Origin of the sequence: Novosphingobium sediminicola (assembly GCF_014196525.1) — a bacterium.
In the GTDB taxonomy this organism is placed as follows: domain Bacteria; phylum Pseudomonadota; class Alphaproteobacteria; order Sphingomonadales; family Sphingomonadaceae; genus Novosphingobium; species Novosphingobium sediminicola.
Genome location: NZ_JACIDX010000019.1, coordinates 69,778 through 92,524 on the forward strand (window position 1 = coordinate 69,778; position 22,747 = coordinate 92,524).

Here is a 22,747-nt window from a genome sequence, read left to right on the forward strand (position 1 = left end):
AGGAGGAGCGACACAGCCCGTTCTGCCTGCAATACAAGATAACAAGGCCCGCCGAGCCTTTGAGGGATTGCGTAAACACGCCCCCTCTCCCGCCATGGAAGCCCGCGCCCACGCGGCGCTGGATGCCGGCCGCGCGGGGCTTGCCGCAAGCCGCGAAGCCATGGCGAAACGTGTAGCCCAAGCGCTGGGCCTGGAAGCCCCTGACCGCGCGGCGCTTGAAGGTGCTATCGCGCCCACCGGCCCCAGGGCCTATGTGCCGGTTCTGTTTGCCTCCTCCTCGATGCCGCTTTCCCAGCTTCGCGCCTATGCTGTGCAGCTTGAACCGGTCGGCGGAGTGATCGCCTTTCGGGGGATGGTGGGCGGGATGGGCCGCGTTGGCCCGATGGCGAAACTGATCGCTCAGGCTCTGCGGCTCGATCCCGGCTGCGAAGGGCCTGCCTGCGCGATGCGCAAGGTGCAGGTGATCGTCGATCCGCTGATCTTTCGTCAGCATGATGTGCGCCAGGTCCCTGCCCTCACCCTGATCCCGGGCGATCCGACCCGGCCCTACTGCGAACGCGAGGAGGACAGCGAGCGCGGCGCCCATCTCGTCTATGGCGATGCCTCGCTTTCCGCGCTGCTCGATGAATATGCCCGCCTCGGCGGCAAAGAGGGGGTGCGCGATGTTACAACGCGTCTGCAACGCCGGTAAGCGCCTCTGGCCCGAGGTGAAACTGCTCCCTCTGCGCGCTGCCGTGACATTGGGCAGCGCCGGGCTTGGCGAGCCACCGCGCCCGCGGCAGCTCTGGAAAGCCTATGGCATTGTTCTGCCGATCGGCCTCCTCACCTGGTATGCTCTTCCCAGCGTAACGCTGGTCGCCAGCCCCTCTATCGATGCCTATCTGGTCCATGCCGCGCCCGGCCCAATCCGGCGCGGGGATCTGGTGTCTTTCAAGCTCTCCCATCCGCTCGCCGGTCCCGCGCCGGTTGATGTCACCAAATATGCCCTGTGCCTGCCCGGCGACCGGATTGCGATGGTCGAGAAGCCTTCGCCGATGCACCCCGGATCTCAAGACGGCTGGTATTATTGCAATGGCAGGCTGCTCGGTTCGAGCCTGCCTGCCCGGCGCGAAGGACAAAAGCTGGCGCACTGGCAGCCGGCCTACCCGGTCATCCCGGCAGGCTATATCTATGTGGGCTCGGCCCATCCCCGTGGTTTCGACAGCCGCTATTACGGGCCCATCGCCATCTCCCGCCTGCGCCGCATGGAGAAAGTGCTGTGATCCCGCTTATCCGCGCCGGGCTGCTCGCAGTAACTCTTGTCCATGCTCCAATGGCACTCGCACAAAGTGCACCGTCCACCCAGCCCGGCACGCAAGGCTATTGGTGGTACCAGCCGCCACCCAGGCCCGCACCGGATGAACCTGCAAGCGAACCGGATGAACTGGTAAAGCCCGCCATCCCGCCGATGGCCGAACTTGCGCGCCTGCCCCCGGCAAGGATCCGCAAGCTGATCGAGGACCAGCGCGATTATGCCGCCACGGTCCTGAGTGTCGAGGCGGTCACCGATTTCTGGAAGCTGGAGGATTTTGCCCGCCGCAAGGCCCGCGCCTTTGCCGGGGTCACCCAGATCGCCATGCTCGCCCATCCTGAACTCAATTCAAAATCGGCCAATCCGATGGTGGGCGATGCCCGCGACCGGATGACGGCGCAAAAGGACGCGCTGCGCCGTCAGTATCTGCGCGCCCATGGCAGCGAATTCGCGCTTGTCATGTTTTCGCGCGCATCCTGCGCCTATTGCCGCGTGCAATGGCCGATCCTTCAGCGGTTTCAGGAAGAGACAGGCTGGCAGGTCTCGCGGGTGGATCTCGACCAGCGCGCCGACCTTGCCGCCCGTTTCGGGGTTGAGGTTACGCCCACCACCATGGTCATCCGTCGCAATTCATCCCAGCGCATGGTGATCGCCAATGGCGTCGAGGCCTATCCCAATCTTGTCCAGACCGCCTATAATGCCGTGCGCCTGCTCTCGGGAGATATCAGGCCCGAGCAGTTCCTGACCGGAGCCGGTGAAGAAGACGGGTTCTTCGATGCTCTGGCCAACGGGCCGGTATCGGCTTCCGACCCTCGGGTGATCGGCGGCGATATGGTGAGCGGGAGGAGGCCGTGACAGAAGGGGCCATCAGGCAGTCGGCCTCACTGAGGCAGCAAGACCTTCACGCCCTGCGCCCGCAGCAGGGAAACGGCTTTACGGTCGAAGGAGGCGAATGTCTCGCCATCAAGCCATTGTCCGCCATGCGCGATCACGCCATCGGCAAAATCACCTCCCGCATCCAGCATGGCAAGTCCCGCTTCAACAGCAGGCCCATCGACGGAAACATTGTCACCGCCGGTCAGCAGTCGAAGAGCGTGGGCAATCTCTGCGGACGCGAACCCATAGGCCCGCCCCATAACCCAGCAAAACTCGCACAGGACCATAACCGGCATCGCCACAACATCGGCACGTTCAAGAAGGTTCTGGGCAATTCGGGTCTGTTCAGGCTCATCTGCGGCAACGGCACGCACCAGAACATTGGTATCAGCGGTAATCTTCACAGTTCACCCGCCCAACCCCTGGCTATCACCTCATTCATTTCGTCAATCGAGATGACCCGCTGGCCTTCTCTTTTCAGCAAGCCGAAGGCATCGGAAATCTTGCCCTTGGGCCGCTCGGCCGCCACCTCAATCCGGCCATTGGGCAGCTTCTGCACAGTAATCTTCGATCCGGGGCGGATTCCCAAGTGCTGGAGCAGATCCCTCCTGAGAGTGATCTGGCCCTTGGTCGTGACGGTCAGAGTGGTCATGGCTTGTATCCTTGGTGACATTGTCAAAGTAATGCAAAATACCCTTACCATCAAGATTCTTATTGTACTTTTTGTGGTTCAATGGGTAGCCCCCTTGTCAGCCCGCCTCACCACCCATGCCGATGCCGCCCGCGCCGCGGTCCATCCGGTCGGTGACACGCTGCACATGCAGGCATGGCTCGCTCGCGTGCCCGTAACGCGGGATTTTCCGCCTGACTTTGCAGAGACCCTTTCCAGCGCAGCCTCGCTCAATGTGATCGAAATGACCACTGCGCCCGGCTGTCTCCCCTGCGCCGACCTCTGGGCAAGGCTGGGTGAGTTTCGCGCCCGCTATCGCTGGCAGGTGCGGATCATAGGCCGCGATGAAGCCATGCTCCGCTCGGGTCGGCTTGGCCTGCCATGGGTAGGACACCCGGTCGCCTGGGTCAGGCCGATAGGTGACGAACGGCGGGCCATCCCGATTGCCATCGGCACCGATCACCTCGTCAATCTGGCGCGCAATGCCTATCTCGCGACCAAGATGCTCTCGGGCGTCAGGCCCGATGTCGGTCTTCGCGCGATGGCCAAATATACCGGCATTGTTGCAGTGGTGGCGCGATCTCCGCAAGGGAGGCCATGATCTATGGCCAGCCTGCCGCGTCTCCTTTCAAAGTGCGAGAGCCTGCAACGCTTCGGCAGCCTGCCGGAGCGGCATCACCTCAATCCCATGGCCCAGTGGGAAGGCCTCCTTGCCGGGATAGACGACAATCTTGCGCGCAGGCTGAAGATCCTCGCAGGCGTGGTGAAAGCCGCGCTCAACTTTAGGCGAAAGGCTGCGCTTGACCTCGAATACCCAAAGACCCTTCCCCGGCAAATCCAGCACCAGATCGATTTCCGCGCCGGCTGCGCTGCGATAAAAGCAAGCCGCCGTGCCCTCGGGCGATGCCGCGATCAGGTTCTCGATGACAAAACCTTCCCAACTCGCACCCGCCACCGGATGGCCCAGCACATCGTCCCTGCCCGTAAGGCCAAGCAACGTATGCACAAGGCCGCTGTCACGCACATAGACGCGCGGCGATTTGACGAGCCGTTTGAGGCCATTGCCATGCCAAGGCTCAAGCCGCCGGACCAGCAGCAGATCCACCAGGAGATCAAGGTAAGATGCCACCGTCTTGCTGTCGACGCCGAGACTGCGGGCAAATTCCGAGGCATTGAGCAGACCGGACTGGTGATGCGCCAGCATGGTCCAGAAGCGACGCAGAGTTTCTGCAGGAATGCGGGGTCCCAGCATCGGAATGTCCCGCTCGAGATAGGTCCGGATGAAATCCCGGCGCCATCGCTGGCTAAGCTGGTCCGAAGCGGCGAGAAAGCTCTCGGGGAAGCCGCCCCTGATCCACAGTTGCTCACTGTCCGCTTCGACGGTTTCGAGCGCATCGAAAGGGCGCATTTCCAGAAAACTGATCCGCCCCGCGAGACTTTCGCCCGATTGAGCCATCAGGTCGATCGAAGCCGATCCCAGCAGCAGGAAGCGACCGGACTTCCTGCCCTTGCGCCTTCCCCGATCGATCAGGCCACGCAGGATCTGAAACAGATCCGGCATGCGGTGGACCTCATCGAGAATGATGAGCCGGTCGGCCTGGCTTTCCAGGTAAAGCTCCGGCTCGCTCAGTTTTGCGCGATCCGCATCCGATTCCAGATCAAGATAAAGCGCGGACCGTTCATCACCGATCTCCTGAGCGAGCGTCGTCTTGCCGACCTGCCTGGGCCCAAGCAGGGCAACCGAAGGCGCGTGATCGATCCTTACGATCAGTTCGGGCTTGATCCTTCTTTCAATCATGCATGCATTATTGGATCTCTATTCCGAATTTGCAAGGTTATCTTCCATCACCTCCACAACCTCAAGGGAGGCCCGAATGGCGGCGGGCTTTCCGATTGCTCCCCGGAACAAGGAAAACCGCCATGCCCAGAACCCACCCGTTCCTGAACCTGCCCCTCACTGCGCTGCTGGCAAGTTGCGCGGCCAGTGAACCCGCCTTCGCGCAGAGCTGGACCGAAAGCTGGTTCGACAATGCGACCTATAGCTCCCCCGGCAGCTTCAGCGACCAGACGCGCGGCTATGTCACCGCAGGCGGCATGTCGGGGCGCTTCGATGTCCATGACGATTATCTGATGTCGCTCTCGCTGCCCAAGGTCAAAGCGGGCTGCGGCGGCATCGACATGTTTCTGGGCGGCATGTCTTTCCTCGATCCCGATTACCTTGTCCAGAAACTCGAGAGCATATTGCAGGCTGCCCCAGCCGTTGCCTTCCAGTATCTCCTCGAAACGCTCGACGAGAAAATGGGCAACATCATCTCAAAGATGGAGGCAGCCACCAATTACCTCAACTCGATCCAGGTCAATGATTGCCGCCTTGCCAATCGCATGGTCCAGATGGCGCGGGGCGATGAGAATATGAGCGGGATCATTGAGGAGATGACCGGCTCCAAATCGGTCTCGGCGGGCTTTGCCAAGAGCTATCAGCAGAGCCGGGAGAAGCTCAAAGCCAACAATGGCAATCCGACCGAGGACTTAAAGGAGGCTCTGGAAAACTGCCCTGCCGAAGTCACCGACATCTTCCGCACCGGTTCACTGCTCGCTCATGCGGCCCAGCGCGTCGGCGCGGGCGACTGGGCGGGCGTGATGCGCGCCCGCGTGGGCGATGTCTATATGCGCTGGGATGCGGGTGACAAAGTGCCGGTCTTTTCGGCGATCCCGGCCTGCCCGCATCAGGACAGTGACACGCCAGAGGACTTTCTGACCGGCAAAGTGCAGACCCGCAGCCTCAATGTGCCGGCCACTGCCTCCGACTGTTCGGCGCAGACCGGCAAGGGCGCCCTCGAACTGGCCCGCGAGCGCATGGTCTCGATCAGCGCCAAGATCCGCACCCGCGCCGGGCTTACATCGGAGGAAAAGCAGTTCGTCGCCAATGTAAAGACCTTGCCCGTCTATCGACTGCTCGAATGGGGCGTGCGGCAGGGCGTGCCCGATTCCGTGATTTCCGACACCGATCAGCTGGTGGCCCTGAGCCTTGCCTATCAGATGCTCAATGATCTCACCCGCTCGATCGACTTTACGCTGACCAATGCGGAACGCGGAGCCACGGTGGCCGGAGCCGCCAGTTCCGAGAGCAGCAAGATCTGCCAGACCAGGATTCTTTCGAAGGGGATCGAGCAATTGCGCGACCTGCGCGAGGATGTGCTGCGGCAGCGCGCGCAGATGCGCCAGTCCTATCTGGCGGCTCTCAGCCAGGCCAATCTCTCGGCCAGCTACGCCGGGCTGCTGCGCCAGCGCGACCGCGATGCCCGCGATGCCGCAGGCGCCGTAGCCTATCGCAACCGCTGATGGAAAGGCCCCTGCCCATGCGTCTGGCCCTTTCGTGTTTTCCCTTCCGGACAGCGCGCCGCCAGATCGTTGCCGGATTGCTGGCAGTCCCGCCGGCTCTGATCGCCAGTCCGGCTCGCGCGCTGGACGCCAGCTTCTACAGCTACGACGGCTTTGCCGAGACGGTCGACGCGTTCCATCTCGTCTCGCTGATCTTCGCAGACGCGCGTTATGAAACGCTGGTGGTAATCTGCGCGGTGGCCGGGATCGCACTAGGGGCGCTGCTGGCCGGCATCCGCAGACAGGGCATGGGCATCGTCACTTTCGGCTTTCAGATGCTGTTCGGCATCGGTCTTTTCGTCGGGCTCGTTTCGACCACCGGCACGGTCCATGTCTATGACAAGGTGCGCAATGCCTATCAGGGTGTCGGCGGGGTTCCCAATCTCATCGTGATGGTCGCAGGCACCACCAATTTAATGGAACGCGCATTGTCCGAGGTGATCGACGACAATACCACTGAGCCCAACGCCAAACTGGAATTTGGCGCAGGCGGCCATGCCTTCGACCTGTTCCTCAACGCGGTTTCACCGCGCGGGCCGATGAGCGACGCCTTCCTTGAGGCCACGGTCAGGGACTATGTTCGCCAATGCTATCCGGTCGCCCGAACGTCGAGTGCCTATCAGGTCGATGACGACCAGCTCTTGCGCACATCCACTGATCTGCCCGCCAGTTTCGCCGCCATGGCCGGGCCCGCCACCTATAGCACTGTCTATTCCGCCAGTGATAAGGCCGGCACCACGGTCACATGCGCCGAGGCCTGGGACGCGATCCAGACGCGCCTGTCTGACCCGGCCCTGTTCGACGATTACGCAAAACGGGTCTGCGCACGCACCGGCTATGATGTGAGCGATGCAGGTCAGCTTTCGCGTTGCCGCAGCAATTTGGGTCAGATGGGCGACATGATGATGGGCGCCTCGCTCACCATGCAGGCGCTGATGAGCGATATCATGCTGGGCAATGCGGTAGGCGATGTTCTCTTTGAGGATAGCCCGGCGACCGCTTCGCGCGTCATGGCCAATCGCGCGGTGATCTCGGGCGGGCTGGCCTCGATGTCGGTCGCCAATGAATGGATGCCGACCATCCGCGCGACGGTCTTTGGCATCATGCTGTTCATGACGCCGATCGCACTGATGTTCATCCTCACCCCGATCAATCTGCGGGTCGCCAGCTTTGCCTTCGGGCTTTTCGTTTTCGTGGCGCTCTGGGGCGTGATCGATGCTGGCATCTATCAGCTGACCCTCGGACGGGCGGTGGCGGTGCTGGCCGAGATGCGCTCGAACCATGTCGGCGCCAATGCCTGGCTGCTCGCCCCCTCCTCGGCGATGAAGGCGCTGGCGATCTTCGGCTCCTTCCGCACGGCCGCCGCAGGCGTCGCGGGCGCCTTTACCTTCACCGTCTTCCGTTTCTCGGGCAATGTGTTCTCCTCCTTCACCGGCGAGGCTCTGCAGGCGCAGGGCATGGCCAGCACCGCCGCCGCGCCGTTGATGACCAGGGAAGGCTATGCCTCCGCGATGGAAGGTCAGGCTTCGGCGTCGGGAACCATGGCGAGGAGCAGTGCTTCAGCAAATTTCGGCGACTTTGGCGAGCGCAGCAATTTTGGCGCCAATCGAAGTTTTGGCATGGCCGGGACTGTGGTCGGTGAACATGGAAGTGCTCTGGCGGGCGGCTCCGCCTTTGCGCTTGGCGGGATCGATGCGTCGCGCGAGCTGGGCGGCCTTGCCCCTGCCCTTGCCGGCCGCGATCTGGCCGATCCGGCCAGCGCCCAGGCCGTGCGTGCCAATGCCGCCACCGGGGCGATCCATAATTTTGCCGAGAAGGATGCGCTGCGCCGTCTGGGAACAGGCTATTTCGGGGGCGGGCAGGCAGGCGAACGCGCCTTTGCCGCCTTCAGCCAGAATATGGTGCAATGGAAGGCCTTTGGCGACACCAATGCCTATGACATGATGATGTCGGGCGCGCAGCGGCATTTCGAGCGCGGCGGTTATGTACCCAGGGATGCCGCGCTCAAGGCCTCCACTCTCATCGCGCAGGCCTCGGCAGATCCGACCTTTGCCAAGCTCTCGGCCAATGCTTTCGATCAGGAGCAGATGCTGCGCAACGATCTCACCGGCGCGCAGATCAGTGCCGGGGCGATGGAAGGACGTCGCGACTTTGCGGGAAACCGGGTGGCGGCCGGCGAGCGCAGCAATGTGGCGACCGAACAGGCATGGAGGACCGGCTCCAATGCGGGGCAAAGGCAAGCCGCCGCCATGCTTGGCCTGCCGCTTGACGAGGCCAGCCGCAAGATCGGCTTCATCAACACACTGGCCGGCGAAGCACGCTCCTCGGCGGTCAGCCAGTTGGCGCGCAGCACCGGGCATAATGAAGCGCAGGTCGAGCGCGCGCTAGCGACCTATCATACCGCCAGCCAGCTTGGCACGGCCGATGGCGCGAATGCCGAGGCGGCGCGCGAGCATACCAGCATCTATGGCCGCAGCCGGGAGGCCTCCCGCTATGATTTTGCCGAAAGGTCGGGCAGGCTCGATGCTCAGCGCGAGGTGGGGCCTGCAGGCACCCGCTCGGCGGCGCGCATTGGCGAAGCAAGGCGGCAGGCCGACAACGCCGGATTTGCGCAAGGGGCCGCTGCTGCCGGCGCATCGGTGCGCGAAGCCGCGCGGCTCGACAGTTTCATTCAGGCGCTGGGACGCACATCGGGCAATCAGACCGATATGGCGGAAGGCGGTGCTGCTGGCATCGCGGATCGCACACGCAACGAAAGGCTCGGCCGGATTGTCGAGCAGGAACGCCTTACCCGTATGCAAAAGCTGCTGGGCGAGCATGGCGTCAACCTGTCGCGACGCCAGATCGCGATGGATCAGAATGGCGATCTCAATCTCAATCTGTCACCCCAAGGCGCGGCCGCGATGTGGAAAGGCGGACTGATCAATGAAAGTCAGCTCGGCGCCATCGCCAATGGCGGTCGGGCGCGCTTCAGCTTTGCGCATAACGATCTGCTGGTATCGAGCAGCACCGGCTTCAGCCAGTCGGCGCGTTCGGACACCAGCACCCGCTTCGAGGCGGGCAAGCAAGCCGGGCCCGATACGATCGAGCATTTCCTCGGCGACGGGCAGCAGGGGCAGGCGATGATGGAAGGATGGCTCAAAGGCGGGTTCGAGATGGACCGCAAGGGGCAATGGCGTTTGAAACCTCAAGTCGCCGACACGCTCCAGCGCGATGTTCAGGCGATCATCGCGCAAACCGGCTGGACCCGTTCGCTCTCGCGCTCGGCGCAGGATCAGACCTCAATGGGCACGGATATCAATGCCGGGATTTCCGGGTCGGCGGGGCGACAGCTTGCGGGCGGGACTGGCAAGACGGGAGGTTGGGCGACAGGCGGTTCGGTTGGGGCGAATGTCAGCGGGAGCGTCGGGTTTCAGAGTTCGGATCGTGGGATTACCGTAGAAAATGCCCAATCAACCATGGACATTGTAAATTATGATGTTCGCCATGCAATTGCCGCTGCCGAACGCAAGGCCTCCCAATCCCAAGCACCGGCAAAAACTTTCACCCAAGAACTGCACAATCAAATCCTCGGCAAAGAGGGAATGCGCAACCGCTATCTGGGTCAAGCCAATGCCGGTCGCGGAACGTTTGATATCACCGCCCCTCTTACCTCTCTGGAGCAAGAATCAACGCTAAGAACCGGACGTTTCTCGACCGACCTTCCGCATGGCCTTGGCGATGGCGACACCAAATCTAAAGGCCGCCGTGAGAACTGAAATCATTGGCTGTCGTTGAAACGCTGCCAATGCAGCCCCGACCTCGGATCCAGCGGGTCGGACGCAGGATCGCGCATGCCGCCGACCGAGCGAGACAGAAAAGGCTGATCTTGCGGTAATGGCTCTGGTGAAATCACCCAATCGCCACGATCGAGCTTTGCCCAGACGAAAGGAACGCCCAGCGCCATGAAGATCGTCATCGGGAAAAACAACACATTGAGATAACCGGCTAAGGCAGTCTCGTAATAATCCAGCAGCCAGCCGTTCTCCTGTGCCTGCACAAAGCCGGCCCACCAGACGAGGGATACGCTCCACCATGCTTTAGCGATGCGGAGACGCCAGATGTAATCGCGCAGGCGCAGTTCGGGAGCTACCTCATGCGCAGATCTGTCTTCTGGCGTGCCGATGGGGACCATATGTGGATCCTTTCCCGACAGAGGACAGTATTTCCTGGACGAAAGCGGAACTCAATTCGTTCTGGAAAGGTTGGGAGTGGGCTATCAACGAAATGCTCAGTTTTGTCCAAAGCGCTCTACCCTCCTCATAGCCGTGGCAAAGGACAGCCTGAGCCAAAGGCAGAGTCCTGACAGCCGCCAGTGCCGACCAAGACGAAATGATATGTTTGCGTACCTTATAATGAGGCATGATCCTCAAAAGGATCACACCACCTTGCCACACCAATTCCAAAATGATATCTTTGCATCTCATTTCTTAAAAAAACGATCTGCAAAGAGATCACCATGCCCTCGGACAATGAAACGCTGCAAGCTATCGGAAATGCTTTCGCCACGGCCAGACTGACCGCCGGCCTGACGCAGGAGCAACTCGCCGAACTCGCCGGAATATCGCGCCCTCGCTACCGGGATATAGAGAAAGGCACCGTTGCGGCTCGCGCCACCACGCTCACCAACATCGCGCGGGCGCTGGGTCTTGAAATGGTGCTCATTCCGCAAGCCCTGCTCCCCGCTTTGCAGGCTTTGATGCGACCCGACGAGGAGGATGACCTGCCCGCCTTTTCCGCACTTCCGGATGATGATTACCATGAAACAAAATTCTCGCGCTCCTAACGCCATCACCTCCCTTGATGTTTATCTCAATTCGCTAAAGGTGGGCGTGATTGTCCGCACCCCCGGCGACTTCAGTGCCTTCAGCCTCAATGAGAGCTACCGCCAGACCGGCGGCCACCCGGTTCTGAGCCTGTCGCTGCGGGCAGCTAGCGGAGGTCTGCGAAAAGACCCCAAGCCGGTCAGCAAGACGGTGCCCGCATTTTTTGCCAATCTGCTGCCGGAAGACAAGCTGCGCGAAGCGATGGAAAAGCATCATGCCGAAGCGGTGCGTCCCGGCAATGATTTCGATTTGCTGGCAGCCCTTGGGGCCGACCTGCCTGGAGCAATTCGGGTTGTGCCGAGCGAAGGGTCGCTTGCCGTTCAGCCTGTGCGCGAGGAGGGAAAAGGCAAAGCACGTTTCTCGCTGGCTGGTGTTCAGATGAAGCTGTCTGTCATGAAAAATACCGGCAAAGGCGGAGGCCTGACGCTCCCATTGGACGACAATGACGGCCAGTATATCGCCAAATTTCCTTCGACCGCTTTTCCGGGCGTTTCCGAGAATGAGTTCGCAAACCTTGCTCTGGCTGAGGCGATCAGCATGGAAGTCCCGGAGCGTGAGCTTGTCGAGAAATCGGATTTTGCAGGAATTCCGGAAGACTTCGACACGATGTCGGACGGCAAGGTTCTGCTGATCCGGCGTTTTGATCGCGATGAAGGACATAGCCGCATTCACATCGAAGACATGGCACAGGTCTTCGGCATTTACCCCGCCCGTAAATACGACGGTGCCGCCTATCACGATATCGCCTCTGCACTGAATGTGGCAATTTCGCCATCAGCCGCACTGGAATTTGTCCGCCGTCTGACACTCGCAGTCATCACCGGCAACGGAGACATGCATCTCAAAAACTGGTCACTCATCTATCGCGGGGATGGCAACACCCCAGCCTTATCGCCGGTCTATGACCTCTTGTCGACCGTTCCCTATATTCCCGCTGATGGAATGGCACTGTCGCTGGGAGGTGAGCGATCATTCAAGGCCCTGACTGCGGACCGATGGAAGGCTTTTGCCCATCGCGCCAGAATGCCCGAGCCAGCCGTTCTGCGAGCCGTTACGGATACAGTTGCTCTCGTCAACGAAAACTGGTGGCAATTGCCCGAACGTGCTCATGTTCCCGATAGAGTCCTGGACCGTATCGACGCGCATATAAAAACGCTCACTCCAATCCTGACCTCCTGCGCGAACAGTTGAACCGCGAGCGATAATCCCTGCACCCGGCCGAAGAAGTGGCCCCGGCGATAGAACCGCCGGGGCCGATCCTGCATTTAGCCCTTACCTTCTTTGCATCCGCAATATTCCGCCCATGCCTCCATCAGCTTGCGGCGCTTATTAAAGAGGTCGCCGCGCCGATAGGCAGCCTCGGCTTTGCCGGGAATGGTATGCGCCAGAGCCATTTCACACACCTCGTTTGGAAAGTTGGTCGTCTCGGCCGCCCAATCGCGGAAAGTCGATCGAAAGCCATGAACGGTAACCTCCAGGTCCATTCTCCTTAACAGTATTGGCATAGCCATGTTCGTCAGAGGCCTGCCTCCTGCCCCCGGCGTGAAGACCAAGCCATGGCGTTCGCTTTCAGGCGTCGCCTTTAAAATTTCCATTGCCCGATCGCTGAGCGGCACACGATGTTCCCGGCCAGCCTTCATGCGCTCCGCCGGAACCACCCACAGGCGCTGCTCAAGACGGATTTCTCTCCAATTCGCCGGTGCGCGCCGCTGTCAGGATGACAAATTCCAGTGCACGGGCGGCGAGGGCGGGCCGCCCGCGCAATTGCGAGATAAAATCCGGAATGTCTTCGAACGGCAAGGCCGCATGATGCCCCTGCTGCACCTTCCTGCGACGCGGGAGAAGTTGATCGAGATGGCCTCGCCACCGGGCAGTTTTCTCCTTTGCGCAAACCTTTGGCCTTGGCCGCATCAAGAACATTCTCGATCCGCCCGCGCAGCCTGTCGACTGTTTCGGGAATCTTGTTCCAGATCGGCTTGAGCACCCCGAGCACATCGTCCGTGTCGATCTCATGAAGAAACAGCCCCCTTAGAGGAGCCGCATAGACCGTCAGCGTCATCCGCCATGCGGACATCGTATCGATAAAAGCATCGGCAAAACCACCGAAGGCAGGAGCCTCTGTCTCGCTCAAGCCTGCGATTTTTCCCCTCAGCCAGCATTGCGCGATACTCGGCTGCTTGTTCCCGCACCTTGGCAAGGGAAAGCGAACGGGCACTGCCGAGGCCCAGTTCCTTTCTGCCGCCGCGCCAGGTGTAGCAGAATATCCAGTTTCGACGCGTGGCATCGACATAGAGAAAAAGCCCTCCATCGTCGGAGTAACGACCCGCTTCGCGGATCGCCTGTACCTTTGCTGCGGAAAGGATATTGAGAGTACGGCTGGTCATGATCTTGAACTCTCGTTCAAGACCCCTTCCCGCCATGGGTCATGGTCTGACGTGGCAAAAAGGAATCGGATCGCCCCCCTCTTAGGACTCCTCTTTCGCGGCGCGATCAAAGGAGACGGGACAATAATGCCTGAGACGGAAAATCCGCTCAAGTGGCTGTTTCATGCGAATTTTTTACACATCTTGAGACAGCTTGAGCGAAGATGGGCATACAACTCCTCGACCCACGCGCCTTTGTCATATGGCCAGGCTGGCTCCACACGGGATCCTGCAATTATCCACCGGAGCCGAGTTGCCAACAGGGCGCCCCGATCCCCCGGGCTCAAGCCCCGAGGGAAAGGTAGTACCGCGTGTACCGCAGTTCCCCCTCCTTGCGCAGCGCGGAAAGGGCAACCAATTCCGCAAGATCGCGCGTAGCTGTAGCCGACGCGGCCTCTGTGATCGTACGATAATTGGCCGCGCTAAGGCCACCCTTGAAGCCGTCCGGTCCTTCGGCAAACATGCGCAGCAAGACCTTTTCCTGCCTCGGATTGATCTTCCCCCGCAAGCGGTCAAGCAATCGGGCTTTGGCGATCAGAAACTGGACGCGCTCAATGGTCCGCTGCTGGGCCGCGACCGCACTATCGGCAAACCAACTCAGCCACACGTCGACCTGGTTGGACAGGCTCGCGCGATGCAATTGCTCATAATAGGCCTTGCGATTGCGCTGAATAATTTCTGCCAAGGCGGTGATGGCCGGCGCATCGAGACATTGCGCCAGCGCCTTCTCGGCCAAGGCCCTCCCAAGGCGGCCATTACCATCCTCAAACGGATGGATGCTTTCAAACCACAGGTGAGCGATGCCCGCACGCACCAGCACACTGACGGGTGCCGCCCCATCGGGCGCGCTGGCGTTGAACCATGCAATGAAGGCAGCCATTTCCTCCGCGACGCTTGAGGACGACGGTGCCTCAAAATAAACCTTGGGGGCGTGAAGCGCGCCCGACACGATCTGCATCGGGTCATCATGGGTGCGATAGCGCCCGATATCGGCCAGATCCCGCCTGCCATTCATCAGCATCGCGTGCCACTGGAACAGCATCGCATTGGAGAGCGGCGCACGGTAATCCTGATAGAGGCTGGCCATCAGCTCTGCCGCGCCCGCTTCGGCGGCATTGGCGCGCCGCTGATCGTTTTTGAGACCGAGATGGCGGGCCACCGAAGACTGCACACTGGCACGATCAAGAATTTCGCCTTCAATGGCTGAACTATCGACCGCCTCCTGCGCGATAAGCGAGAGGGTTAAACCCTGCCGCTCCTCGTCATCCAAATGAGCCAGAGAGCCAACCGCCACCCCTGCCCCTTTGAGGAAGCGATCCTCGATAGGGCGCAAAGCGGCGGCATCGTAGCGAAATGCGGGCCAATCGGGTTGTTGCCAGTTCCAGCGCATGATGGATGGAGGTTAACTCTATCCATCATATAATTGCAAGATATGATCGATAGAGAAAGCACCTACAAATCACTTTCACTTCGGAAAGAGAATGCATGATCCTTTATGACAATTGATACCGCAGCCCGATCCGCGGCTTCGCTCCCGCCCTGCGCCTGACAGCCCAATGCACAGGTAGGTAATTACCGTTCGGGGCTCACTTGCGGATGACCTATGCTATCAATTTGGGATCGGATGGGCACTTGCCCCGCCATATCCGCCAGCGCGCCTTCGCGCACCTAGAGAAATGTATCTTTCAATGACACGTCGAGGCCGATAAAATGCTTCCATGGCGGCCCTCTGTTTAATGCTGGGTTCGGTCTCAATCGTGAGCCCTACTACATCCTAACGGGGGGAAACCACCCTTCCAACGCATGTAAACCGCGCCGGTGTCCCACCCCCGCGATTACTCGATGTAATTACGCCCAATTTTTCATCCGCATCCCCGCAGGGCGACCTGAACTGCAGCGTAACCATTATTCCGGCAGCGAGCGCCTATTTCCACAGAGGGAAACAGGCGCTCGCTGCCAAAGGGCATCAAAGCAGCCAGCGGATGCCGCCACTCACACTTTCACGCTTGGCGGTCTCACCAAGTTCACCTGCCGCGTTGAAGAACAGCACAGCGCCACCCTTCAGGCGATATTCCGCGCCGACCGCAGCGGTGGCACTGACCCGGTCACGCTCGACGCCATAAGCCACCAGTCCGGTGCCGCTGCCCGCAAAAGTCGCGGTGGCGGCAATGGGATCATTCTTGGGCCGATAACGCAGCCCCAGCGTGAGGAAGCGACGCCACGGCCCCGCAGCCTCGGCCGCAGTTTCAAAGCCCACGCCCGCATCGACGAAGCGCTGCTTCCGTTTGGCCGCGTCCACGCTCAACGCGAAAGGATGCCCACTGCCCTCAACGATTGCACCGTGGCGGGTCGTCACCCAGGTCACCCCCATATGGGGGCGCAGCAGCCAGCTCTGCGAAAGAGAAAAAGCATGGCTGATCGAGCCGTCGAAGGACACCGTAGGCAGGTCATAGCTGGCCGTGACCTGACCGGCATCGGGGACATTGCGCCGCGAAACCGCCCGCGCCGCGTCGAAGTTTGCCGCCAGAGTGACCGTGGTTGCCCGGTCGCTAAAGCGCAGCGCAAAACCAGCCACGGCACCGTGCGCGTTGGTCGAGGCACCGATTGCCGCGACCGACTGGCTTTGATCCACCCAACCGACATAAGTTGAAAGGGCATAACCTTCACCCGCCAGCCCAACACCGCCCAGAACGCCGTAGCCGTTGATCGTGGCACGGTTGATGCCCTGATAGTCATTGCCTGCGAACTGACGCAGGCTGCCCAGTGTCTGACCAAAGCTAAAGAAGTGATGAGGACCGCGATCCTCGCCCAATCCGAGAGTACGGCTGGTGGCAGCCAGCGACAGCGCGGTTTCAGCGCCGATCTGCAGCGCATCAGCATAGGGTTCGGGCGTGACGCGCGCAAAGGCAGAGGTAATCGGCGCACCATTGCCGTCCTGCAGGGCCGCCAGGGCCGGGAACAGGGCAGCAGGAGCGCTGTTGGCAGCCATCGCATTGTTCACATAGGTGATCGCGCGCTGCACCTGCGGGGTGAAGCTGCCCGAATTGGCAAATTGCACCAGCAGGCCCAAATCGCCATTAGCCTGGGTCCTGACCACGCCGGGAAGGCCCGTTACCGCATCAAAGCTGCCCGTAACCCCGCCTGAAGCGCTGATCAGATTGAGAGTGCTGCCGACCTTTACCGGAGTGGAAGCCGCGATTTGCAAGGTGCTTCCCGAAGCGATGACCAGTTTGCCGTTGATGACCAGCTTGTCCTGCGCCGTCGGGGCGATTTCAAACAATGAGGTCGAACCGGAATTGAGCGTCACATTGCCGTTGACCGTCATTGTGCCCGGCGAAGCGCCGGGGCTCAGGATGCCGCTGACGGCGATGTTCCCGTTTACGATACCCGCAGACCCGAAAGTAGCCCCGCTGCCCACGGTAATCGAGGAAGCACTGATGGTCGAGCCCGCAAGCCCCACCAGCCGTCCGCCGGTAAGCGCTGCCGAGCCGAGAATGGCAGTGCCCGAGACCGTGGCGAACCCGCCGCCCTGCGTCAGGGCGGCAATATTGCTGATCGAGGAAAAGGCCACCGGCGCGCTTTGGCTGCCCGCATTGATCGAAAGCGTGTTGGTGCCGGTCCCGCCATTGACGGCGCCGGCAAAGGCGCCGTTCAGCGCGATGCGGTCATTGCCGCTGCCCGTGGCGATATTGCCGATGATCGACCCGGTGTTTACCAGCGAGACATCGCTGCCGGACAGCGTAATATCGCCTTTCATCGTGCCGCTGTTATTCAGATTCAAGCTCTTGGCACCATTGGCGAAGGCCAGCAGCGAGTAGGTCGTGCTTGTCGATATGTAGTAAGGCGGCTGTGGGATGTAGTAATAGCCCGTCTGGGTGAAGCCGTTGATGGTTCCGGAATTGGCAATGCTTACGCTGGCGTCGGCGGCGGCGGTCATGCTGAGGCTCATGCCGCCGGTGATGGTACCGCTGTTGCTGATCGTGCTGCCGGTGGCTGCGGTGCCGGAAAGATAGATCGCCGGTGACGCGCTGTTATTGATGATCGTGCCGCTGTTGCTGAAAGAAAAGCCCTTGGCAGTGCTCAAAGCCACGGCCGGGCCGCCCAGGCCGGTCGAACCGATGGTGGACGCATTGTCGAACCCTCCGGTGTTGAGCGCTACTGCACCAATCGCGGCGCGATTGACGAAACCAGCCATTTCCGTGCCGGCATAGGGCGTGTAGCTGCCCGCATAGCTCAGCCCGTAAACGTTCCCGGTCGTAGCCAGTTGATTGACAATCGTACCATCGCCGCCGACAAAGATATTTCCGGCGAAGTTGGCAGGGCCGCTGAGCGTAACGCGCGAGGTCAGACCCGATGCCACGGTAAATTCACTGGAGAAAGTCGTCGGCAGGAGGCCCCCCAGCGTGACCGCGGCAGTACCGCTGCGCTGATGACCGAGCCAGTTCGTTCCCTGGCCGCCATCGATGGTTCCGGTAACGCCAAAGCCCGATCCGGTTTCAACCAGGTAATCGTCACCGCCGCCGAAGGTCAGGTTGCCGTTCAGTGTGCCGCCGCCGGCGATATAAGTGCCCGAGGCATAGCTGGTATAGCCGTAAGGCGAGTAGCCCAGATCCACACTGCCATTGATCGTTCCGGCATTTGAAACGGTTCCGCCGATCAATTGAATGGCAGTGCCGACCCCGGTAATCGTGCCGCCGGCCAGGTTCGTCACATTATCGCTGCTGCCGTAATAGCCCTGGGTAACGATTGCAGCCCTGCTGGCACTGACGATGGTTCCGCTGTTGGTGATTTTGCTGCTGTTTGCCAGGACAGCGTAGCCTGCCGCGGTGATCCTTCCGGTGTTGGTCAATGTCGTGGCGGCTACACCATATCCTCCCACCGCGCTGATCGTGCCATTGTTCACCACAGTCTGGGCCGAAACAGCGGCATACGCGCCGGCAGAGGACGATGAGTCGGTAAAGCTGACTGTACCGTTGTTGATGAAGCCGGAACCGGTAAACCCGCTGCTGCCATACACGGCGGGAAGCAGCACAGTGCCGCCTGCATTACTGTATGAAGTGCGCGAGGCAGCCAATGTTCCGTTATTGGTGATCGTCAGCGCCGTAGGGGTGTAATCGCCCGCAGTGATGATGGCCGAGCCGGTCGTCAGCGCCGGACTGTCGATTGTGCTCACCGATCCGTTGAACACCACGCTGCCCTGCCCCGCCAGGGTGAGCGTCGAACCGTAGGTGCTGCTGGTCCCCAGCGTCAGCGTAGCGCCTCCGGCGACCTGATAGCCGATGGTGCTGAAGCCCGCGCGCGAAGTCAGCGTCGAGCTGGAATCAGAGGTTACATCATAGCGCAGCACCGAATTATTGGCATAGACGGCGCCATTGATGCCGGCATAGCCGCTGGTCCCGCTGCCCGAAACAGTCGTTACCAGCGTATCGCCATAGCCCAGGGTCAGATTGCCGTTGAGGATGCCGCCGGCCGATGCGACATAAGTATTTCCGCTACCGAATGAATAATTCAATCCATTCGAAAGATTGACATTGCCGTTAATCACACCGGCATTATAAACATTGGCAAGAAATGTTGCATAATATGCCGTTGAAATCGCAGAAGATCCTCCCGAAATCACGCCCCCCGCCCGGTTATCGATCGTGCCGTAGCTGTTGAGCAGAACACCGGTCCCCGAGGAACTGATCGTGCCGCTATTGATCAATTTACCGTCATTCAGAAAAATTCCGGTCGATCCGCCGCTGATCGTACCGCTATTGGTACCGGAATTGCACGTACATGAGAACATGAGCGAAAGCCCTGTACCCGATGTAGAGCGGATAGTACCGCTGTTGCTGAAATTATTTCCGTTCAGATAGACGGAAGCGGCCGTGTTGCCTGCAGTAATCGAACCGCTGTTTGCAAATCCGTTGCCGTTGCTCAGCACCACACCAAGGCCGCTGGCCGTGATATTCCCGCTGTTGCTGATCGATGCACTGGCCAGATTGATGACTGCATCGCTGCTCGAATTGACAGTCGTGATGCTGCCGCTGTTCCTGAAAGTGCCTCCCGAATTGTAGCCCTGTCCGACAATCTGGCCGGTCCCTGTAATGTCGGCCTTATTGTACAGTGTGCCTGCGCCGCCAAAGGTGAAGCCCGAGGCCGGTGCCGCAGTCAGGGTCAGCGTGGTACCTGCACCGGGAGCAAATTCGATCTGACTGAAATTGGTGGGCAATGTCAGCGCCGATGTCAGCGTGGCATCGCCGGCTGTCCTGAGCGTCAGCGTATTGATGCCTGCGCCGCCGTCGACAGTCCCGGAAATGCCGGTGTAAAGGCTGCCGTTCCGCAGCGTGGCCACCAGCGTGTCATTGCCGTAGCCCAGTGTCAGATTGCCGTTGAGAATGCCCGAGGTTGAATCGACATAGCTGTTGTAAAAATATGTGGAAGATGCCGAACCGCCCACCACATTGCCCGTTATCGTGCCCGCGTTGACCAGACTGAGCTGCCCCGAGACGCTCAACGCATTGCTTCCCGCCCCAGCGGAAATCGTGGCGCCGGCATTGTTCGTGACGAACAGCGAGCCGGCGGACAGCGCGACAGCCGCGCCGGTCCCCGTGTTGGTGATATTGCCCGAATTGGTCAGGTTCACCGAGGCAGCACTGCCGCCGATGACACTGGCTCCGCCCGAACTGATCGAGCCGCCCGCCAGATTGTTGACCGAAAGCGATGCTCCATCAACGGCAGCCCCGCCGCCGGTGTTGGTGATTACACCGCTGTTGGTGATGGTGCCGCTGTAATTCAAAATTGTACCGGCAGCGCCGGCTGAAGTAATTTTGCCGCTGTTGGTGATCGAACCGTAATTCAATGCCGAACCCAGCCCCGGGGCGATGGCGCTCAGCGAACCGCCGTCGATAATACCTGCATTATTGATATAGGCAGTGGCCTTAATCGCGCCGATCGTCCCGGTTGCCCGATTGATGATCGAGGGGAACGAAGAATAACCGTCCAGGGTCAGCAATGCCACGCCGCCGGTCCCGCTGATCGTGCCGGCATTATCGAGCGAAACCGTGACGGAACTATAGGGATTACCAGCGCTTTGGCCCAAAGTAATACCGTTGGCGCCGCTGATGGATGCACCCTCGGTCACGGTGACCAAAGCGTTGGTGCCGTAAAAGTCATAGCTGCTCGAGCCCAGTGAGCCCGACTGAATGGCAATGCCAGCACCTCCGACGGCGGCCACCGAGCCATTGACCTTGATATTGGCAGAGCGCTGATAATAACTGGTCGAGGCCGGAATATTGACCGTGATCGCATCTCCACCTGAACCGGAAACCGTCGCCCCGGCATTGACGGTCAGCGGGGAAAAGGAGGTGGTGATCGTGATGCCGTTGGCATCCGTTCCCGAACAGGTAACAGCAGTATTGGCCAGCGTCGGATCGGGGCTGCATTGCGCGAATGCATGCGACGGGATGGAAGCTGCCAGAGCCAGCGTACTGGCCTGCACGACAAAGCGCGTCACCAGTGACCGGTGACGGTTCAATTTCTTTTCGACCACCTAAGATGCCCCGCTTTTCTTAGAAAACGGAGGTAATTAACCCATATTTATGCATGAGTCACGAAAAATCACAGATATCACAGCACCGCGCAACATCCCATATTGGTTATACCTCCGGAAAATGACCACGGTATTACCGGATGGCAGCAGGTCTTTTCGGCAAATGACGTATCGCTTCTCTTACGCGAAGAATGAGCTGGTACAATCCAGGCCGGCAATTGCCCTTCAGACTTCCCGGCACTTCTGTCTTCAAAACACGCCGCCGCACGAACCCCGGCGGGATTGGGCCTGGCGGGATTGAGCCCGGCAGGACAGGGGCCGTGGGATCGGCGCGCCGGCTCCAGTTCCGGCAGACTCCACACAAATGGAATAGCATCCGCCCCTGCCGAGCCAGGCATGCCGCGATTTTGCCCACCACCATGCGGATCAACAGGTCGGAGCGGGGGGACGCCATGAGCCTGCCCGGCATCAAAACGACCCAGAACAGCCAATCCTGGGCGCGTTGGGAGGTCTGGAACCTGAACGGGCAGACGCTGCGCAACCGGTCGAGCGCCCCGACCTGATGAGCGCCCATTTTATGCCGGCTGCACAATGATGCGCCCGCGCCACCGTACTGTCGACCACATCAATGGCCGCGCCTTGTTCCACCCTTTCAGCCAGCTCATCGATTACAGCATCGAACGTGCCAGCCTCCGCCCAGCGCCGATATCGGCGAAAAACACTGTTCCACTTGCCGTATTCGCCAGGGAGTTGCCGCCATCGAGAACCCGTTCGAGCGATCCACATCATGCCCTCAAAATACAGCCGGTTATCCCGCGACGGTCGACAGCAACGCCCTCGCTCAGGGGGAAGCAATTCACTGATGATCTCCCATTCCGCGTCTGACAATCCAATCCGCTCTTCCAACGTCGCCCCCAAAAGAAAGCTTTGAATCAAGCTGTAAGCAGCCTGTCAATCTCCGTCCTCAAATTGAAAGGCGACAGGAACGCCTCGCAACCTGACAGCTAAGAGGATGGAGAAAAAGAGAACTGACCCGCAGTGGTACAATGGAGGTGCCCCAGCAGACCCGCCAGTTCCGTCAGCCCGAAACCCCGTTCAAAAACCACGCCGTGGCGGGATGAGCGGCGCCAGCACACCTTGCCGTAGATCAAGGGAAAGCCCTCAATTTCGATACTGACAGGCTCGAGCACCCGCAGAACGTGGGAACACTCGATGCAGGCACCCTGCTGCGATATGTTGCGCAACAGCACCTCAAATGAGCGACCTTGCGCCGTCACCAGTGCAGGGCGATCAAATTTCATGCGGATCTGCCGCTTGGGATATTGACCGTAATTGTCGCTGAGCAGCCTGCCCACATCGATTTCACTCTTGAACCTCAAACCAGCGTAGTCATCGCTGTGCCACATGACATCGGCCGGATAGCGCCCGCCATTGCCCAACTCGAGCGCAAATTCCGCACCTGTCGGCAAGGCATGGAATAGCCGGATCTTGCAGCCCGTGGCAGATGCGTCACGCAGAACACACAGATATTCCTTCTGGTCGACCACCACTTTGGCCGTACGAAACAGCAGGGCGAAGCGAGGAGCGCCGCGCCGCTCCTCGCTCGGCGGCAATTCGGGTGTCGCCTGAGTCATGAAGACCTCACCGTAATTATGCGGGCGGTCAACGGCAAAGCGCTCGCTCTCATCCGCCTCTCAAGTGAATACG

General features: G+C 60.3%; 17 protein-coding genes and 2 pseudogenes. 8 read left to right on the plus strand and 11 right to left on the minus strand.

Going from position 1 to position 22,747, the window contains the following annotated elements; genetic code table 11:
- The first annotated feature begins 160 nt into the window (after window positions 1–160).
- The 3 genes from GGR38_RS24580 to GGR38_RS20250 are packed head-to-tail and all read left to right on the plus strand — an operon-like array spanning window position 161 to window position 2,146.
- A complete protein-coding gene (locus GGR38_RS24580) occupies window positions 161–691 on the plus strand; it encodes a type-F conjugative transfer system pilin assembly protein TrbC (RefSeq protein WP_343059184.1) in 531 nt (176 codons plus the stop codon).
- Complete coding sequence (locus GGR38_RS20245; RefSeq protein ID WP_183628148.1) at window positions 663–1,262, plus strand: S26 family signal peptidase; 600 nt, start codon at window positions 663–665, stop codon at window positions 1,260–1,262. Before GGR38_RS24580 ends, GGR38_RS20245 begins: the two co-directional genes overlap by 29 nt.
- A gap of 50 nt (window positions 1,263–1,312) precedes the next feature.
- Window positions 1,313–2,146, plus strand: a complete 834-nt coding sequence (locus tag GGR38_RS20250) for a conjugal transfer protein TraF (protein ID WP_183628211.1) — start codon at window positions 1,313–1,315, stop codon at window positions 2,144–2,146.
- Between the two features lie 26 nt (window positions 2,147–2,172).
- On the opposite strand, the gene GGR38_RS20255 is transcribed toward GGR38_RS20250, so the two are convergent.
- Entirely contained in the window at window positions 2,173–2,571 is a 399-nt protein-coding gene (locus GGR38_RS20255; RefSeq protein ID WP_183628150.1) for a PIN domain-containing protein, read from the minus strand.
- On the minus strand, window positions 2,568–2,819 hold the full coding sequence (locus tag GGR38_RS20260) for an AbrB/MazE/SpoVT family DNA-binding domain-containing protein (RefSeq protein ID WP_183628152.1): 252 nt from the start codon (window positions 2,817–2,819) through the stop codon (window positions 2,568–2,570). The genes GGR38_RS20255 and GGR38_RS20260 overlap by 4 nt, the downstream gene beginning before the upstream one ends.
- A gap of 31 nt (window positions 2,820–2,850) precedes the next feature.
- On the opposite strand from GGR38_RS20260, the gene GGR38_RS20265 reads away from it, so the two are divergent.
- Complete coding sequence (locus tag GGR38_RS20265; RefSeq protein ID WP_183628213.1) at window positions 2,851–3,438, plus strand: hypothetical protein; 588 nt, start codon at window positions 2,851–2,853, stop codon at window positions 3,436–3,438.
- 27 nt (window positions 3,439–3,465) lie between these two features.
- Here the strand turns inward: GGR38_RS20265 and GGR38_RS20270 are convergent, their stop codons facing one another.
- Window positions 3,466–4,635: an ATP-binding protein gene (locus GGR38_RS20270; protein WP_183628154.1), complete on the minus strand. Its 1,170-nt coding sequence runs from the start codon at window positions 4,633–4,635 to the stop codon at window positions 3,466–3,468.
- Between the two features lie 122 nt (window positions 4,636–4,757).
- Between GGR38_RS20270 and GGR38_RS20275 the strand changes: the two genes are divergently transcribed.
- Window positions 4,758–6,179: a conjugal transfer protein TraH gene (locus GGR38_RS20275; protein WP_183628156.1), complete on the plus strand. Its 1,422-nt coding sequence runs from the start codon at window positions 4,758–4,760 to the stop codon at window positions 6,177–6,179.
- A 17-nt stretch (window positions 6,180–6,196) separates the two neighbouring features.
- Window positions 6,197–9,976, plus strand: coding sequence for a conjugal transfer protein TraG N-terminal domain-containing protein (locus tag GGR38_RS20280; protein ID WP_183628158.1), 3,780 nt, complete (start codon window positions 6,197–6,199; stop codon window positions 9,974–9,976).
- A 2-nt stretch (window positions 9,977–9,978) separates the two neighbouring features.
- Here GGR38_RS20280 and GGR38_RS20285 read toward each other — a convergent pair whose 3' ends face one another.
- Window positions 9,979–10,392 carry a hypothetical protein gene (locus GGR38_RS20285; protein WP_183628160.1) on the minus strand — a complete coding sequence of 138 codons (414 nt, stop codon included), beginning with the start codon at window positions 10,390–10,392 and terminating at the stop codon, window positions 9,979–9,981.
- A gap of 324 nt (window positions 10,393–10,716) precedes the next feature.
- Between GGR38_RS20285 and GGR38_RS20290 the strand changes: the two genes are divergently transcribed.
- Window positions 10,717–11,043, plus strand: coding sequence for a helix-turn-helix domain-containing protein (locus tag GGR38_RS20290; RefSeq protein ID WP_183628162.1), 327 nt, complete (start codon window positions 10,717–10,719; stop codon window positions 11,041–11,043).
- A complete protein-coding gene (locus tag GGR38_RS20295; RefSeq protein WP_183628164.1) occupies window positions 11,018–12,274 on the plus strand; it encodes a type II toxin-antitoxin system HipA family toxin in 1,257 nt (418 codons plus the stop codon). Before GGR38_RS20290 ends, GGR38_RS20295 begins: the two co-directional genes overlap by 26 nt.
- Before the next feature lie 74 nt (window positions 12,275–12,348).
- Here GGR38_RS20295 and GGR38_RS24290 read toward each other — a convergent pair whose 3' ends face one another.
- The 7 genes and pseudogenes from GGR38_RS24290 to GGR38_RS20320 all read right to left on the minus strand — a co-directional run bounded on the left by GGR38_RS24290 (window position 12,349) and on the right by GGR38_RS20320 (window position 22,674).
- Entirely contained in the window at window positions 12,349–12,723 is a 375-nt protein-coding gene (locus tag GGR38_RS24290) for a tyrosine-type recombinase/integrase (RefSeq protein WP_246405096.1), read from the minus strand.
- Complete coding sequence (locus tag GGR38_RS24295) at window positions 12,720–13,214, minus strand: phage integrase central domain-containing protein (RefSeq protein ID WP_246405105.1); 495 nt, start codon at window positions 13,212–13,214, stop codon at window positions 12,720–12,722. The genes GGR38_RS24290 and GGR38_RS24295 overlap by 4 nt, the downstream gene beginning before the upstream one ends.
- Before the next feature lie 49 nt (window positions 13,215–13,263).
- Window positions 13,264–13,503 (minus strand): annotated as a pseudogene (locus GGR38_RS24300) (Arm DNA-binding domain-containing protein); the annotation flags it as partial.
- Between the two features lie 286 nt (window positions 13,504–13,789).
- Entirely contained in the window at window positions 13,790–14,896 is a 1,107-nt protein-coding gene (locus tag GGR38_RS20305) for a Fic family protein (protein WP_183628166.1), read from the minus strand.
- 576 nt (window positions 14,897–15,472) lie between these two features.
- Complete coding sequence (locus GGR38_RS20310; RefSeq protein WP_183628169.1) at window positions 15,473–21,040, minus strand: autotransporter outer membrane beta-barrel domain-containing protein; 5,568 nt, start codon at window positions 21,038–21,040, stop codon at window positions 15,473–15,475.
- A 585-nt stretch (window positions 21,041–21,625) separates the two neighbouring features.
- Window positions 21,626–21,976 (minus strand): annotated as a pseudogene (locus GGR38_RS24675) (IS5 family transposase); the annotation flags it as partial.
- A 68-nt stretch (window positions 21,977–22,044) separates the two neighbouring features.
- Window positions 22,045–22,674: a PilZ domain-containing protein gene (locus GGR38_RS20320; RefSeq protein WP_183628173.1), complete on the minus strand. Its 630-nt coding sequence runs from the start codon at window positions 22,672–22,674 to the stop codon at window positions 22,045–22,047.
- Window positions 22,675–22,747 lie beyond the last annotated feature (73 nt).